The organism is Glycomyces sambucus, assembly GCF_900102815.1.
Lineage (GTDB): Bacteria > Actinomycetota > Actinomycetes > Mycobacteriales > Micromonosporaceae > Glycomyces > Glycomyces sambucus.
This window is the reverse complement of record NZ_FNGF01000001.1, coordinates 361,519-375,875: the sequence shown is the minus strand read 5'-3', so window position 1 is coordinate 375,875 and position 14,357 is coordinate 361,519. Positions and strand designations below refer to the sequence as shown.

General features: G+C 72.0%; 8 protein-coding genes. 5 read left to right on the top strand and 3 right to left on the bottom strand.

Annotation, left to right across the window (positions count from 1 at the left end; translation table 11 throughout):
* Positions 1-81: 81 nt before the first annotated feature.
* The 3 genes from BLS99_RS01735 to BLS99_RS01725 form a co-directional block, all read right to left on the bottom strand.
* On the bottom strand, positions 82-1,029 hold the full coding sequence (locus BLS99_RS01735) for an RNA polymerase sigma-70 factor (RefSeq protein WP_091042481.1): 948 nt from the start codon (positions 1,027-1,029) through the stop codon (positions 82-84).
* 186 nt (positions 1,030-1,215) lie between these two features.
* Entirely contained in the window at positions 1,216-2,034 is an 819-nt protein-coding gene (locus BLS99_RS01730) for a hypothetical protein (protein ID WP_091042475.1), read from the bottom strand.
* A 155-nt stretch (positions 2,035-2,189) separates the two neighbouring features.
* Positions 2,190-3,131, bottom strand: a complete 942-nt coding sequence (locus BLS99_RS01725) for a hypothetical protein (protein ID WP_091042471.1) — start codon at positions 3,129-3,131, stop codon at positions 2,190-2,192.
* 354 nt (positions 3,132-3,485) lie between these two features.
* Here BLS99_RS01725 and gltB point away from each other — a divergent pair, with 354 nt between their 5' ends.
* The 5 genes from gltB (at position 3,486) to BLS99_RS01700 (ending at position 14,289) form a co-directional block, all read left to right on the top strand.
* Positions 3,486-7,979 (top strand): glutamate synthase large subunit, encoded by a 4,494-nt coding sequence (gene gltB, locus BLS99_RS01720; protein WP_091042467.1) that lies wholly within the window; start codon positions 3,486-3,488, stop codon positions 7,977-7,979.
* Positions 7,972-9,441 carry a glutamate synthase subunit beta gene (locus BLS99_RS01715; protein ID WP_091042464.1) on the top strand — a complete coding sequence of 490 codons (1,470 nt, stop codon included), beginning with the start codon at positions 7,972-7,974 and terminating at the stop codon, positions 9,439-9,441. Before gltB ends, BLS99_RS01715 begins: the two co-directional genes overlap by 8 nt.
* 168 nt (positions 9,442-9,609) lie before the next feature.
* Positions 9,610-11,019 carry a pyruvate kinase gene (pyk, locus tag BLS99_RS01710; protein WP_091042461.1) on the top strand — a complete coding sequence of 470 codons (1,410 nt, stop codon included), beginning with the start codon at positions 9,610-9,612 and terminating at the stop codon, positions 11,017-11,019.
* On the top strand, positions 11,020-11,913 hold the full coding sequence (locus tag BLS99_RS01705) for an acyl-CoA thioesterase (RefSeq protein WP_091042457.1): 894 nt from the start codon (positions 11,020-11,022) through the stop codon (positions 11,911-11,913).
* Between the two features lie 198 nt (positions 11,914-12,111).
* Complete coding sequence (locus BLS99_RS01700; protein WP_176953162.1) at positions 12,112-14,289, top strand: acyltransferase family protein; 2,178 nt, start codon at positions 12,112-12,114, stop codon at positions 14,287-14,289.
* Positions 14,290-14,357 lie beyond the last annotated feature (68 nt).

Genomic DNA, 14,357 nt, shown 5'->3' with positions numbered 1-14,357 from the left:
GGGTTCGCCACCTGAACCGGATAGGGCATCGATCCCTGACGGGAATCAGCTATGAAGCACGTCACATGATGTCACGCTCGGCTAGAACGCCTGCTCGACCAGGGGCTCCCCGTGGTCGAGCGCGGCCCACAGGGCCGTCGCGCGGGCGAGCTTGTCGGGGTTGACCTGGCTGCGGAACGCGATGATGCCGTCCGCGCCGACCTCCAGGCACATGACGCCGACGACGCGCCCGTCGAGGACCGCGATCGCCGCGGGCGCGCCGTTGGCCGTCCACGCGAACACCTCGGGGGAGCCGCCGAGGATCTTCCGCTTGCCCACCGCGGGCCGGAACAGGCCCCACAGGAACTTCGCGACCGCCTTCGCGCCCGCGTACGGCGTGGCCTTGGCCGGGACCTTCCCGCCGCCGTCGCCCTGCGCGACGGCGTCGTCGGTGAGCAGCTCCAGGAGCGGCCCCACGGACCCGCCGGTGGCCGCCGCCAGGAACTCCTCGACGATCCGGCGGGCCGCGGCCTCGTCGATCTCGGTGCGGGCGCGCCCTTCGGCGACGTGCCGCTTGGCCCGGTGGTAGGTCTGCTGGCTCGACGCCGCGGAGATGTCGAGGATCTCGGCGATCTCCTTGTGCGGGTAGTCGAACGCCTCGCGCAGCACGTACACGGCGCGCTCGTTCGGGGTCAGGCGCTCCATGAGCGTCAGCACCGCGTACGACACCGACTCGCGCTGCTCGGCGGTGTCGGCCGGGCCCAGCATCGGGTCGCCGCCGAGCAGCGGCTCGGGCAGCCACTCGCCGACGTACGTCTCACGCCTGGCCCGCGCCGACGTGAGCTGGTTCAGGCACAGGTTCGTGAGCACCTTCGTCAGCCACGCCTCGGGGACCTCGATGCGCTCGACGTCGGCGCCCTGCCAGCGCAGGAACGCCTCCTGCACCGCGTCCTCGGCCTCCCCGGCGGAGCCGAGCATCCGGTAGGCGATGGCCGCCAGGCGGGGCCGGGCGGCCTCGAAGCGGTCGACGTCGAGGGCCGTGAGGGTCATGGGCCGATCCTAGCCCGCACGCCGCGCGGCGGCGCCTTCCTTGGGGGCGTGCGCTTCACGACGGTCTACTCGACGACCGTGCGCTTCACGACGTGCGCCCCGTGACCGTGCGTCTCACAACCTGCGCTCACGAAAGCAGGGCCGCGTTCCGCGACCCTGCCTCACTCCGCTCCGCTTGAGCCGGCGCTACTCCACCTCGCGTACGCAGTAGATCGCCGTGATCGAGTCGATCTCCGGATCCCAGTCGCGGCTGGCCGCGATCGCGGTGTCGGTGTAGTAGTACTGCGTCCACTCGTAGCCGTCGCACGCGTCGGCGGCGGCCACGGCGTGGAACGGGTCGCTCGGGTCGGAGTCGGCGGGGCTCTGCGCGATGTGCACGACGTACCAGTACGCGTCGGCCGACTCGCAGTCGACGACGTAGAACCCGGTCGTCACGTTCTCGATGCACTCGCCCTCGACCGGGACGCGGTACGCGGACTCGGCCTCGGTGGTCGCCTCCTCGGTCGGCTCGGCCGCGCTGGTCTCCTCGGCCGCCTCGCTCGTCTGCTCCGCGGCGGACTCGGAGGTCTCCTGCGCGACCGGGTCGTCCTCGTCGTCCCCGCCCAGGTTCAGCGCGAGGGCCGTGCCGCCGATCGCCACCACCAGGACCACGGCGATGAGCGTGACGATGAGGGGCGTGTTGCCGCCGCTGCGCGGCGGCGGGGGCGCGGCCTGGCCGGGCTGGAACGCCCCGCCGGGCGGCGGGGGCGGCTGGAACGCGCCGGTCGGCTGCATCGGCGGCTGGCCGGGCACGTAGCCTGGCGCGCCGGGGGAGTACGGCACGCCGGGCGGGGCGGAGCCGGGCTGCACGTTCAGGGGCGGGTTGCCGTAGCCGGTGCCGGGCCCGTACGTGTCGGGGCGCGAGTACGGGTCGGCGTCGGTCGTGTAGTGCTGGGGCGCCGAGGGCTGGCCGTAGCCCGGCTGCTGCTGCGAGGGGTCGTAGGGGTTCGGGGGCGGGTAGGTCATGGCGGCTCTCCGTCGGGTGGCCGTGCTCGGGGCGGATCCCCACCATCATATGGCGTGTTCGCGAGGGTCCCTTCCACAAGCGCTTCCACATGCGTTTCTACAAGCAGAGGGCCGCCCCCGCGAAGCGGGAGCGGCCCTCGTGTCGCTATGGCGCGTTAGGCGTTGTCACTGGAGCAGTACGCGCCCCAGATGAGCCCGTCGCCGCCCATGAGGGACGTCGCGTAGTAACCGGAGTTCGGGCACCCGCCGAGGGCGGTGGTGTAGTCCCACGACGCCTCCTCGACCGGCGGGTCGTACGCCTCGGTCTCCTCGACGATGTAGAGCGCGCCCGCGGCGGAGCAGTCGATCTTCAGGCCGTCGCCGTCGGTGCAGTCGCCGGTGGTCGGCGTGACCGGGAGGGCGCCGTTGGCGTTCTCCTTCTCGATCGCCGTCAGGCACAGCAGGTAGTCGACCTTGCCGCCGTCCCAGTCGTACACGTAGAAGTACGACTGCCAGACCTCGCCGAACGCGCCGCGCAGCGCCACGGCGCCGCACTCGGTCTCGACGCCGACGTAGTCCTCGAGCTCACCGAGCGAGTCGGCGCGCAGGTCGGGGTCGTCGACGACCTTGTTCACGGTCCAGTAGGACTCGGCGGCGTCGCACTCGGCGGTGAGGCCGGCGGTCGGGTCCGTGTCGGTGGACGTGGTGGTCGAGGTCAGGTCCTCGATCAGGCAGTCGCCCTCGGCGACCGACGCCGAGGTGTCGGAGTCGGTGATGTCGTCGAGCGCGTTGCCGGCGTCGCCGTCGTTCGCCACCAGGCGGATGACGAACCAGATGCCGAGGCCGAGGACCACCAGGATCGCCGGGACGATCTTCCAGACGAGGCCGCCGCCTCCGCCTCCGCCGCCCGAAGGGGGCATCGGCGGCGGGGCGCCGTAGGGGCCGCCCGGGGTTCCGGGGGGCGGCGGGTAGCCGGGCTGCTGGCCGTAGCCGGGCGGCTGCGAGGGCTGCCCGTAACCGGGCTGCTGCGGCTGAGGGGCGTACCCGCCCGGCTGCTGCTGCGGGTAGCCCGGCTGCTGCGGCTGCTGTCCGTAGCCAGGGGGCGGGGGATAGGTCATTGGTGAATTGCTCCTTGCGAACGTATTCTTGGCGAGGGGTGCTTGCACGGGATGGGCACCGTGCGATATGGGATCACTCTAACCACCCGCGTCCACCGCCCCGCACGGCCCGGCCGCCCTTCATCCGGTTGTTACACCGCCATTACAGGCCGGTTGCGCGCCTTCTGAGCGCTCGTTCAGAAAAACGGCCCGACCTGCTCGGATCGTAGGACGATGGTGTCCGTCAGATGAGCGATGGATTACACTCGCCTGACACTTTGCATTCTCTCGGGCCGACGTCGTCCCGTATGACACACCGCTGTGCTCCAGCACCCCACGCCTGCTGCGAGCGCTCGACGACGAAGGAGGCCACGGTTGGTTTCTGCCCTGCACACCGAACCCGGTCTTTACCGCCCCGCCTGGGAACACGACGCCTGCGGCGTCGCCTTCGTCGCGGACATGCAAGGCCGGGCCGCCCACGACGTCATCGAGCGCGGCCTCTCCGCCCTCGTGCGCATGGAGCACCGCGGCGCCACCGCCCCCGACCCCGACTCGGGCGACGGCGCGGGCATCATGCTGCAGATCCCGGACGCCTTCTACCGCGACGCCGTCGACTTCCCCCTCCCCGCCGCCGGCCACTACGCCGCCGGCCTCGTCTTCACCCCCGAGGGCGACGACGAGACCCTGCGCGCCCGCGCCATCGTCGAGAAGTACGCGATCGCCGAAGGCTGCCGCGTCCTCGGCTGGCGCGACGTGCCCACCGACCCGTCCGGGCTCGGCGCCGCCGCGCTCGCCTCCAAGCCCCGCGTCTCCCAGGTCTTCCTCGCCGCCGAGGACGCCCTCGCCTCCGGGATCGAGCTCGACCGGCTCGCATTCTGCGTCCGCAAGCAGGCCGAGCGCGAGATGCGCGAGCGCCACCTCGGCGGCGCCGCGATCGTCAGCCTCTCGGGCCGCACCGTCGTCTACAAGGGCATGCTCACGCCCGCGCAGGTGCCGCAGTTCTACCCCGAGCTCGCCGACGAGCGCCTGACCTCCGCCATCGCGCTGGTCCACTCGCGGTTCTCCACCAACACGTTCCCGTCGTGGCCGCTCGCCCACCCGTTCCGGATGGTCGCCCACAACGGCGAGATCAACACGATCCGCGGCAACCGCAACTGGATGACCGCCCGCCAGGCCGAACTCGCGACCGCGGCCCTGCCCGGCCGCCTGCGCCGCCTGTTCCCGATCAACACCCCCGGCGGCTCCGACTCCCTCAACTTCGACGAGGTCGTCGAGCTGCTGCACCTGGGCGGGCGCAGCCTGCCCCACGCGATGCTCATGATGGTCCCGGAGGCGTGGGAGCACAACGCCACCATGGACCCCAAGCGCCGCGACTTCTACCGCTACCACGCCTCGATCATGGAGCCCTGGGACGGACCGGCCGCGGTCTGCTTCACCGACGGCGCCCAGATCGGCGCGGTCCTCGACCGCAACGGCCTGCGCCCCGCCCGCTGGTGGCGCACCACCGACGACCTCGTCGTCCTCGCCTCCGAGTCCGGCGTCGTCGACATCGACCCCGCCAAGGTCGCCCAGAAGGGCCGCCTGGAGCCGGGCCGCATGTTCCTGGTCGACACCGAGGCCGGCCGCATCGTCGACGACGAGGAGGTCAAGGACGCGCTCGCGAAGGAGCACCCCTATGGGGACTGGCTCCACGCCGGGCTCATCCGCCTCGAAGAGCTGCCCGAGCGCAAGCCCCGCACCTACGACCCCGAGGCCGTGCGCCGCCGCCAGCTCACCTTCGGGTACTCCGACGAGGAGCTGCGCATGTTCCTCGCCCCGATGGCCGCCAAGGGCGAGGAGCCCCTGGTCTCCATGGGCTCGGACACGCCCATCGCCGGGCTCTCCAAGCGCCCGAAGCTCCTGTTCGACTACTTCACGCAGCTGTTCGCGCAGGTCACCAACCCGCCGCTGGACGCCATCCGCGAGAAGCTCGTCACCGCGCTGGGCACCACCGTCGGCCCCGAGGGGAACCTCCTCGAACCCGGCCCGCACTCGTGCCGCCAGATCGAGCTCGCCCGCCCGATCCTGTCGAACGAGGAGCTCGCGAAGATCCTCCACATCGACGAGGACGGCGACATGCCCGGCTTCCAGGCCGTGCGCGTCTCCGGGCTCTACAAGGCCCGCCACGGCTCGCGCGGCCTGAAGGACCGCCTGGTCGAGATCTGCCGCCACGTCTCCGAGGCCATCGAGGACGGCGTGCGCATCCTCGTCCTCTCCGACCGCGACTCCACCGCCGACCTCGCGCCGATCCCGTCGCTCCTGCTCACCGCCGCCGTGCACCAGCACCTCGTGCGCGAGCAGACCCGCACGAAGGTCGCGCTCCTGGTCGAGACCGGCGACTGCCGCGAGGTCCACCACGCCGCGGTCCTCCTCGGCTACGGCGCCGCCGCGATCAACCCGTACCTGGCGTTCGACTCCGTCGAGGAGCTGTGCGCCGAGGGCGTCGTCGACCTCGAACCGGCCCAGGCGGTCGAGAACTACATCAACGCGCTGTGCAAGGGCGTCCTCAAGGTCATGTCGAAGATCGGCATCTCCACGATCGCCTCCTACACCGGCGCGCAGATCTTCGAGGCCGTCGGCCTCGACGCCGACTTCGTCGACCGGTACTTCACCGGCACCGACTCCTCCATCGGCGGCATCGGCCTCCAGACCCTCGCCAAAGAGGTCGCCCAGCGCCACCGCGCCGCCTACGAGCGCCCCGTCGAGGCCAGCGAGCCGCTGCCCCCGGGCGGCGACTACCAGTGGCGCCGCGAGGGCGAGGTGCACCTGTTCAACCCCGAGACGGTGTTCCTGCTCCAGCACGCCACCCGCTCGGGCCAGTACGAGGTCTTCAAGCGCTACACCGGCAAGGTCGACGCGATCGCCGCCGACTCCGGGCTGCTGCGCGGCATGCTCGGCTTCGACAGCGCCACCGCGAACCCGGCCCGCGAGGCCGTCCCGCTCGACGAGGTCGAGCCCGTCGAGGCCATCGTCAAGCGGTTCCACACCGGCGCGATGTCCTACGGCGCGCTCTCCTCGGAGTCCCACGAGACCCTCGCGATCGCGATGAACCGCCTCGGCGGCCGCTCCAACTCCGGCGAGGGCGGCGAGGACGTCGACCGCCTCTACGACCCCGAGCGCCGCTCGGCGATCAAGCAGGTCGCCTCCGGCCGCTTCGGCGTCACCTCGGAGTACCTGGCCACCGCCGACGCCATCCAGATCAAGATGGCGCAGGGCGCCAAGCCCGGCGAGGGCGGCCAACTGCCCGGCAACAAGGTCCACCCGTGGATCGCCAAGACCCGCAACGCGACCCCGGGCGTGGGCCTCATCAGCCCGCCCCCGCACCACGACATCTACTCGATCGAGGACCTCGCGCAGCTCATCCACGACCTCAAGCACGCCGGCGGCGGCGACGCCGAGGTCCACGTGAAGCTCGTGTCCGAGGTCGGCGTCGGCACCGTCGCCGCGGGCGTCTCCAAGGCCAAGGCCGACACGATCCTCATCTCCGGCTACGACGGCGGCACCGGCGCCTCCCCGGCCAACTCGATCAAGCACGCGGGCACCCCGTGGGAGATCGGGCTCGCCGAGGCCCAACAGACCCTCGTCCGCAACGGCCTGCGCGACCGCGTCCGCCTCGAAGTGGACGGCGCCATGAAGACCGGCCGCGACGTCGTCGTCGCCGCGCTCCTGGGCGCCGAGGGCTTCGGCTTCGCCACGGCCCCGCTCGTCGTCGCCGGCTGCGTCATGATGCGCGTGTGCCACCTCGACACCTGCCCCGTCGGCGTCGCCACCCAGGACCCGGTCCTGCGCCAGCGCTACACCGGCGAGCCGGAGTTCGTGGAGAACTTCTTCCGCTACATCGCCGAGGAGGTCCGCGAACTCCTCGCCGAGCTCGGCTACCGCACCCTCGACGAGGCCATCGGCAACGTCGAGCGCCTCAAGCAGGTCCCCGCGCCGGGCCGCAAGGCCGCCCGCGTGGACCTGTCGAACGTCATCGCCTCCCCGGTCGCGGGCCCCCGCGTGCAGGCCACCGTCCAGGACCACGGCGTCGCCGACACCCTCGGCGCGCGCCTGGTCGACCTCGTCCGCCCCGCGGTCGAGCGCGGCGAGCGGGTCGAGGCCGAGCTGGAGATCCGCAACACCGACCGCTCCGTCGGGGCGCTCGTGGGCGCGGCCGTCTCCCGCGCCCACCGCGAAGGGCTCCCCGACGACTCGGTCAAGGTGACGTTCCGCGGCACCGCCGGGCAGTCGTTCGGCGCGTTCCTCACCCGGGGCGCGACGTTCAAGCTCGTCGGCGACGCCAACGACTACGTCGGCAAGGGCCTCTCGGGCGGGCGCCTCGTGCTCGCGCCCGACGCCGGGGCCCCGTTCAAGGCCGAGGACAACGTCATCGCCGGGAACACGCTCCTGTACGGGGCGACCTCCGGCGAGGCGTACATCCGCGGGAAGGTCGGCGAGCGCTTCGCCGTCCGCAACTCCGGCGCCGTCGCGGTCGTCGAGGGCGTGGGCGACCACGGCTGCGAGTACATGACCGGCGGCACCGTGCTCGTCCTGGGCCCCACGGGCCGCAACTTCGCGGCCGGCATGTCCGGCGGCGCCGCCTACGTGTGGCGCCTGGACGAGTCGCGCACGAACACCGCGCTCGCGGACCTGGACCCGCTGTCGGCCTCCGACATCGACCTGGTCCACTCGCTGCTGCTGCGTCACGGCCGGGCCACCGGCTCGGAGGTCGCCGCGGAGCTGCTGGGCAACTGGCCCAAGGCCGCCAGCGGCTTCACCAAGGTCATCCCGCGCGAGTACAAGGCCGTCCTCGCCCTCCAGCAAGCCCAGACGGAGGCCGCCAATGCCTGACCCGAGCGGATTCCTCGAGCACCAGCGCGAGGTCCCCAAGAAGCGCCCGATCCCGGTGCGCATCCTCGACAACCGCGAGGTGTACACCCGCACGTCCGCCGAGCTCGTGAAGGCCCAGTCCTCGCGCTGCATGGACTGCGGGATCCCGTTCTGCCACAACGGCTGCCCCCTGGGGAACCGCATCCCCGAGTGGAACGACCTGGCCCGCACCGACCGGTGGGGCGCGGCGATCGAGCAGCTGCACGCGACGAACAACTTCCCGGAGTTCACCGGGCGGCTGTGCCCGGCGCCGTGCGAGGCCGCGTGCGTCCTCGGGATCGGCGACGACCCGGTGACCATCAAGAACATCGAGGTCGAGATCATCGACCGGGCCTTCGACGACGGCAACGTCGAGCCGCGCCCGGCCGCGTTCGCCACCGGCAAGTCGGTGGCCGTGGTGGGCTCGGGCCCGGCCGGCATGGCCGCGGCCCAGCAGCTCGCCCGCGCGGGCCACTCGGTGACGGTGTACGAGCGCGACGACGCCCCCGGCGGGCTGCTGCGCTACGGCATCCCCGACTTCAAGCTGGAGAAGCACCACATCGACCGCCGCGTGGCCCAGATGGAGGCCGAGGGCGTCGAGTTCCTGTGCGACGTGAACGTGGGCGTCGACATCACCGCGGCGGACCTGCGCGAGCGCCACGACGCGGTCGTGCTGGCCGTGGGCGCCCTGGAGGGCCGCGAGACCGACCAGGCCGGGCGGGAGCTCGCGGGCATCCACCAGGCGATGGAGCACCTGGTGGGCGCGAACCAGGTCGCGGCGGGCAAGGCCCCGTTCGCGCCGATCGACGCCAAGGGCAAGCACGTGGTCATCATCGGCGGCGGCGACACCGGCGCGGACTGCCTGGGCGTGGCCCACCGGCAGGGCGCGGCCTCGGTCCGCCAGCTCGACCTGTACCCGATGCCGCCCGCCGACCGCGACGCCGCGAAGGACCCGTGGCCGACCTGGCCGGTCATCGTCCGCAACTACCCGGCGCACGAGGAGGGCGGGGAGCGCGACTACGGCTCCGCGGCCGCCGAGTTCGTCGGCGACGAGCTCGGGCACGTGCGCCAGATGCGCCTCTCCGAGGTCACCGTGGACAAGTCCCAGGGCCGCCGCGACGTGGTGCCGGTGCCCGGCACCGAGCGGATCGTCCCCGCGGACCTGGTGCTCCTGGCGATCGGCTTCGCCGGGACCGAGGACCAGCCGCTGCTGCGCCAGCTCGGGATCGAGCGCACCCGGCGCAACGTGATCGACTGCGGCGAGGACTGGCAGACGGACGCGCCGGGCGTGTTCGTGGCCGGGGACGCCCACCGGGGCGCCTCGCTCATCGTGTGGGCGATCGCGGAGGGCCGCGCCGCGGCCGCCGCGGCGCACCGCTACCTCGGCGGCCAGACGGCGCTCCCCGCGCCCGTCGCGGCCTCCGCACAACCGCTCGCCGCATAACGTGCAATAGGCGGAATTGAGCGCAGTAAATATGTCAGGGCCCGCCCGCCCCGAACGCACTGCGCTCAATTCCGCCTACGCTTTTCCGCAATTCCCGAACGGTGATTTCCGGCTCTCAACTGCGGTGACCCCCTGAGTGCGAGTGAGCGTCCGATATAACATCGCAGGGTGACTCGTAGAGCAAAAATCGTCTGCACCATCGGGCCTGCGACCGCCACGCCCGAGCGCATGGCCGGCCTGATCGACGCGGGGATGAACGTCGCCCGCATGAACTTCTCCCACGGCGCCCAGTCCGACCACGAGGCCGTGTACCAGATGGTGCGCGAGGCCGCCGCGGCCGCCGGGAAGCCCGTCGCGATCCTCGCCGACATGCAGGGCCCCAAGATCCGCCTCGGCACGTTCGCCAACGGCTCGGAGCAGTGGAACGCGGGCGACCGCGTCAAGATCACCTCCGACGACGTCGACGGCACCCACGACCGCGTGTCGTGCACCTACAAGAAGCTGCCGGCCGAGGTCTCCAAGGGCGACCGCCTCCTGGTGGACGACGGCAAGCTGGCGCTCGAAGTGCTCGGCGCCGACGACACCGACGTCGAGTGCCTGGTCGTGGAGGGCGGCCCGGTCTCGAACAACAAGGGCCTGTCCCTGCCGAACGTGGCGATCTCCGTCCCGGCGCTGTCCGAGAAGGACATCTCGGACATGAAGTTCGCCCTGAACCTCGGCGTGGACCTCATCGCGATGTCGTTCGTGCGCACCCCCGACGACGTCCGCTTGGGCCACAAGGTCATGGACGAGGTCGGCGTGCGCCGCCCGATCATCGCGAAGGTCGAGAAGCCCGAGGCCGTCGCGCGCCTCGAGGAGATCGTCCTGGCGTTCGACGGCGTCATGGTCGCCCGCGGCGACCTGGGCGTCGAGATGCCCCTCGACGAGGTCCCGATCGTGCAGAAGGAGATCGTGCGCCTCTGCCGCGAGAACGCGAAGCCGGTCATCGTCGCGACCCAGATGCTCGACTCGATGATCGAGAACGCCCGCCCGACCCGCGCCGAGGTCTCCGACGTCGCCAACGCCGTCCTCGACGGCACCGACGCCGTGATGCTCTCGGGCGAGACCTCGGTCGGCAAGTACCCGATCGGCACCGTCCGGACCATGGCGAAGATCGTGGAGACCACCGAGTGCGGCCCCATCGGCCTGCGCGAGCTGCTCCACGACCCGCGCACCAAGTCCGGCGCGGTCACCCACGCGGCGGCCGACATCGCCGACGCGATCGGCGCGAAGGCCCTCGTGGCGTTCACCCAGACCGGCGACACCGTCAAGCGCCTCGCCCGCCTGAAGCCGAACCGCCCGATCTACGGCCTCACGCCGATCGAGTCGGTCCGCAACCAGATGGCGCTCTCGTGGGGCACCGACTCGTACCTCGTCGAGCACGTCGACCACACCGACGCGATGTTCTCCCTGGTCGACAAGACCCTCCAGGAGCACCACCTGGCCGCCCCCGGCGACCTCGTCGTCATCGTGGCGGGCACCCCGGCGGGCACGCCGGGCTCGACCAACACGGTCCGGGTCCACCAGATCGGCTCCTAGATGGCCGACGTCCTCGTGGGCCAGGACGCCGTGGACTCGCTCCTCGGCGTCCTCGACCTGGAGCGCATCGACACCGGCCTGTTCCGCGGCCCCCGCACCGAGGGCGGCCTCCAGCGCGTCTTCGGCGGCCAGGTCGCCGGGCAGGCCCTGGTCGCGGCCGGGCGGACCGTCCCGGCCGACCGGCACGTCCACTCGCTGCACGGCTACTTCGTGCGCCCCGGCGACTCGACGAAGCCGATCATCTACCAGGTGGAGGACATCCGCGACGGCCGCTCCTTCTCGGTGCGCCGCACGGTCGCGCTCCAGAACGGCCAGACGATCTTCTTCATGTCCGCCTCCTTCCACACCGGCGAGCAGGGCCTGGAGCACGCCGACCACGCGCCCCTGGACGTCCCCGGGCCCGGAGAGATCCCGCCCCTGAGCGAGCAGCTCAAGACGCACCCGGACCGCCTCGGCATCTGGGCGCGCAAGCCCCGCCCGATCGACGTCCGGTACATCGGCGGCTCCGGCTTCTCGGCTTCGGGCGAGCGCCCGGCCCTGGAGCACCAGCGGGTGTGGATGAAGGCCGACGGGGTCCTCCCCGACGACCCGCTCATCCACGTGTGCGTCCTCACGTACGCCTCTGACCTGACGCTGCTGGACTCGGTCCTGTCGCGCCACGGCGCGGTCTGGGGCCCCGGCGGGTACCTCGGCACGAGCCTGGACCACGCCCTGTGGTTCCACCGCCCGTTCCGCTTCGACGACTGGATCCTGTACGACTCGGCCTCGCCGACCGCCGCCGACGGCCGCGGCCTGGCGCAGGGCCGCTTCTTCGACGCCGACGGGCTGCACATCGCCTCGGCCACGCAGGAGGGACTGCTCCGGCAGACTCCCGAGGCGCCGGGCGTACCCTAGGCGGAGCGCCGTCCCGGGCGGCCCTCACACGCCGTGACCGACCCTCTTGAGACTGATTTCACCGGTTTCGAGGGGGTCGGTCCGGGTATGGACCCAGTGCTATGGTCGGCGTTCGTCCCCGATACCGACCCCCCATCACAGGCCAGCCCCGCCCGGCTGGCGAGTCCCTGCCCGGTAACGACAGCGGAGACCTCATACATGCGTCTGACCAACGCGGCACCAACGGCGACGCCGACCGGCGGCGCCCCCATACGAGAACCGGCCGGCGACCCGGCCGCGACGACGAAGGACCCCAGTGCGCGCCCCAGCCACTGGAGGCCGGACATCGAGGGCCTGCGGGCCTTCGCGGTCCTCGCCGTCATCGCGTCCCACATCGGGTTCTACTACTCCGAGGGCGGCTTCGTCGGGGTCGACGTCTTCTTCGTCATCTCCGGCTTCCTCATCACCTCGCTGCTGCTGCGCGAGATCGACCGCACCGGCCGCGTCTCCATCGCCGGGTTCTACGCCCGCCGCGCCGTGCGCCTCCTCCCGGCCGCCGCGCTCGTGCTCGCCGCGACCCTCGCCGCCGCCTGGTTCTGGCTCCCGCGCACCCGCCTGCCCGGCATCGCCACCGACGCCGCGGCCGCCGCGCTCAACGTCGTCAACCTCCGCCTCGCCAGCGAGGGCACCGACTACCTCAACGCCGAGGCCGTCCCCTCACCGCTGCAGCACTTCTGGTCGCTCGCGGTCGAGGAGCAGTTCTACATCGTCTGGCCGCTGCTCATGCTCGGCATGGCCGCGCTCGCCGCCCGCATCTGGGGCGGCCGCTTCGCCCCCGCCGGGCACCTTCGCCGCCGCCGCACCGCCGCGATCGCCGTGGTCCTCACCGCCATCGGCGCCGCCTCCCTCTACTGGAGCATCACCCGGTCCGACCCCGACCCGGTCTGGTCCTACTTCGGCATCCACACGCGCGCATGGGAACTCGCCGCCGGTGCCGGCGTGGCCGTCGCCGCCTCGCGCCTGCGCCGCCTCCCGGCCTGGGCCGCCGCACCGCTCTCGTGGACCGGCCTGGGCCTCGTGGTCGCCTCCGTGTTCCTCATCGACGAGCGCACCTCCTTCCCCGGCTGGGCCGCGGCCCTCCCCGTCGGCGGCACCGCCCTCGTCATCGCCGCCGGATGCGCCCGGCACCGCTTCGGCGCCACCATGCTCCTGGGCCTCGCCCCCGCCCAGTACCTCGGCAAGATCTCCTACGGCCTGTACCTGTGGCACTGGCCCCTGGTCATGATCGGCCCCGAGATCATGGGCGTGAAGCAGCCGGTCCTGCGCGACTACCTCGTGCTCATGGCCGCCGCGTTCGTCCTCTCGGTCGCCACCTTCCACCTCGTGGAGAACCCGATCCGCACCCGCCGCTCGCTCGTCACGGTGCCCTCGCGGGCGCTCGCGCTCGGCGGCGGCCTCATCTCGACCGCGCTGGCGCTGTCGATCGTGGCCTCGCTCCAGCCGATGCCGACCGCCTCCACCGAGGAGGCCGCCGAGGTCACCGGGAACGACTCGACCGTGTGGGAGCTGCTGGGCGCCTCCTCCGACATCGAGACCGTCCCCGCGAACCTGACGCCCTCCCTGGAGGACGCCACACTGGACACCCCGGCGCTGTACGACGACGGCTGCCAGGTCGACCGCGACGACCCCGAGGTCAACCCGGACTGCTGGTACGGCGACCCCGACGGCGAGAAGACCGTGGTCCTGCTCGGCGACTCCCACGCCGCCCAGTGGTTCCCCGCGCTCAACCAGCTCGCCGAAGCCTCGGGATGGCGGCTCCTGGTGCAGGCCAAGGCGAACTGCTCGGTGCCCGCCGTCGACACCTACGACCCGATCCTGGAGCGCGAGTACACCGAGTGCCCGCAGTGGAAGGACGGCGTCTACGACCTCCTCGACCAGGTCGAGCCGGACATCGTGGTCGCCGCGGCCTGGGACAAGAAGGACGTCATCGCCGACGATCCCCAGCAGGCGTGGGTCGACGGGTGGGTCGCGTCCGTCGAGCGCCTCCAGGAGACCGGCGCCGACGTCTACTACCTCGCCGACTCGCCCGACGTGCGCGTCAACGTCCCCGAGTGCCTGACCACCAACCCGCGCGACGCCACCGAGTGCGTCAACGAGCTCGCCGACTCCGTGGTGGACCCCGAGCGCCGCGAGGCGACCATGGCCGCCGTCGACGAGGCCGGCGCCACCGTCGTCGACCCGATCCCCTGGATCTGCGACACCGACGGCGGCACCTGCCCGGTCATCGTCGGCGACCTGCTCGTCTACCGGGACGCGAACCACCTCACGGCCCGCTTCGTGGCCGAACTCGCGCCCCAGCTCGCCACCGCGATCCCGCTCGAACCCGAAACGCAGTAGCAATCTGCACATGCAGGGATCCGAGGTGAGCCCGCCGCCTACCCGGCGGTAGGCTCACCTCGATCCGT

Excerpts from the sequence above, each read along its gene's own strand:
- BLS99_RS01735 (WP_091042481.1), bottom strand. The coding sequence starts at position 1,029 with ATGACCCTCACGGCCCTCGACGTCGACCGCTTCGAGGCCGCCCGGCCC.
- BLS99_RS01730 (WP_091042475.1), bottom strand. The coding sequence starts at position 2,034 with ATGACCTACCCGCCCCCGAACCCCTACGACCCCTCGCAGCAGCAGCCG.
- BLS99_RS01725 (WP_091042471.1), bottom strand. The coding sequence starts at position 3,131 with ATGACCTATCCCCCGCCCCCTGGCTACGGACAGCAGCCGCAGCAGCCG.
- BLS99_RS01715 (WP_091042464.1), top strand. The coding sequence starts at position 7,972 with ATGCCTGACCCGAGCGGATTCCTCGAGCACCAGCGCGAGGTCCCCAAG.
- BLS99_RS01705 (WP_091042457.1), top strand. The coding sequence starts at position 11,020 with ATGGCCGACGTCCTCGTGGGCCAGGACGCCGTGGACTCGCTCCTCGGC.
- BLS99_RS01700 (WP_176953162.1), top strand. The coding sequence starts at position 12,112 with ATGCGTCTGACCAACGCGGCACCAACGGCGACGCCGACCGGCGGCGCC.